Below are 1,976 nucleotides of genomic sequence, written 5' to 3'. Positions count from 1 at the left end.
GTTGCCGCCGTCCCCGCCGGGCCGTCTCGACCGCCTCCGGGGTGAGCACCGGCAGCGGGACGAGGATCCCGCACCCCACGCACACCGGCCCGCTCGACGGCTCGTGGCTCATCCCGTGACGCCAGGCCAGGTCCTCGTCGCCGCAGACCGGGCAGCTCCTCCCCGGCTGCCGCTCCAGCGCGCCGATCAGCCGGCGCAGCACCTCCGGCAGCGGGTCCGAGGGATGGACCCGCGGGTCGTCGCACCAGGCGATCCCGAACCCGCCCCAGGTCATGCGGTGCCAGTCGTCCACCGACCCCGGCCGCCGCAGCCCGTCGTGCTTCTCCCGCCGCCGGCGCTCCGCGAACGCCACCTCGTAGGCCAGCCAGATCTCCCGGGCCTGCTCCAACTCCGCCACCGCGCCCACCAGTCGGCGGGGATCGGGGGAGCGGTCCTCGGGACCGAACCCCCAGGTGACGCAGAGGTGGTCCCAGGTCGCCCGGTGGCCGTACGGCGCGAACCGCTCCAGGCACTTGCGCAGCGAATACCGCCGCAGCGCCAGATCGCACCGTTGGTCCCGTACTTGTCTCGCCAGACTCCGGAATCCCGCCATCGACCGTACCTCCGTCGCACGTGCACCTGATCCGCTGCCCAACTCGGCGTCGTCGTAAGGACGTCGCCGAATAGACGTGCCGACCGCCCAACCGGCTCCATCGGGTTGGCCGAGGTATGCCATAAGCCGGACGGCACACTCATGCGGGTTCCTGTTGGCGGCGGGACTATGCGCGACAACAGGAACAGAACGGGCGGGACGCGTCCGTACGCGTCCCGCCCGTCCCACCCTTCCCGCCCGGCCCGGCTCAGCGGTAGAGCAGGTACTGCCTCCGCGTGGCGCGGAAGCCGGCCAGCTCGTCCGCCCAGCCGGCCACCACCTCCTCCAGGCCGGCGCCCGCGTCGATGCGGGTGCGCACGCCGGTCGAACCGGTCAGCTTGTCGATCCAGTTGTCCGCGCGCCAGGCGAATCCGCTCCACGTCGCCCTGGCGGTGACCAGCAGCCCGACGCCGGTGCGCACGGGGTCGAAGGCGGCGCGGTCGTCGACGTGCACCTGGACGCCGCCGACCGTCTGGCCGGAGAACTTGTTGAAGGTCGGCGCGAAGTACGCCTCCCTGAACCGCACGCCGGGCAGGCCGAGTTCGTTGGCGGCCGCGGCCCACGAGCCGTCGACACCGGGCGCGCCGAGCAGTTCGAAGGGGCGGGTGGTGCCCCGGCCCTCGGAGAGGTTGGTGCCCTCGAAGAGACAGGTGCCGGGGTAGACCAGCGCGGTCTCCGGGGTGGGCATGTTGGGGCTCGGCGGCACCCAGGGCAGCCCGGAGGCGTCGTAGAACTCGTCGCGCCGCCAGCCCGTCATCCGCACCGTCTCCAGCTCCACGGGGGAGGCCAGGAACTCCCCGTTGAAGAGGAGGGCCAGCTCCGCCACCGTCATCCCGTGCTGCTGGGAGATCGGCTTGCGGCCGACGAAGGTGGCGAACTGCGGGTGCATGACGGGGCCTTCGGCCGAGCGGCCGGAGACGGGGTTGGGGCGGTCCAGCACCACGAACCGCTTGCCGGCCAGCTGGGCGGCCTCCATGCAGTCGTACAGCGTCCAGATGTAGGTGTAGAAGCGGGCGCCCGCGTCCTGGATGTCGAAGACGACGGTGTCCACGCCCGAGGCGGTGAAGACGTCCGCCAGCGGCTGTCCGCTCCTGAGATAGGTGTCGTAGACCGGCAGTCCGGTGGCCGGGTCCCGGTAGAAGCCCTCGGAGCCGCCCGCCTGCGCGGTGCCGCGGAAGCCGTGCTCCGGCCCGAAGACCGCCACCAGGTCGACCCGGTCGTCCGCGTGCATCACGTCGACGATGTGCGTCGTGTCGCGGGTGATGCCGGTCGGGTTGGTGACCACGCCGACCTTGTCGCCGTCCAGCAGCGCGTAGCCGTCCGCGGCGAGGCGCTCGAAACCGGT

General features: G+C 72.3%; 2 protein-coding genes. Both read right to left on the bottom strand.

Going from position 1 to position 1,976, the window contains the following annotated elements:
• The coding region (locus HW445_RS28720; protein WP_180223765.1) for a hypothetical protein at positions 1–592 on the bottom strand (592 nt) is incomplete at its 3' end.
• A 247-nt stretch (positions 593–839) separates the two neighbouring features.
• A partial coding sequence (locus tag HW445_RS28715) for an exo-beta-N-acetylmuramidase NamZ domain-containing protein (protein ID WP_180223764.1) occupies positions 840–1,976 on the bottom strand: 1,137 nt, incomplete at its 5' end.

The sequence above is a fragment of the Streptomyces sp. UH6 genome (assembly GCF_013421635.1).
In the GTDB taxonomy this organism is placed as follows: domain Bacteria; phylum Actinomycetota; class Actinomycetes; order Streptomycetales; family Streptomycetaceae; genus Streptomyces; species Streptomyces abyssomicinicus.
This window is presented reverse-complemented; position numbering and strand designations above follow the sequence as displayed.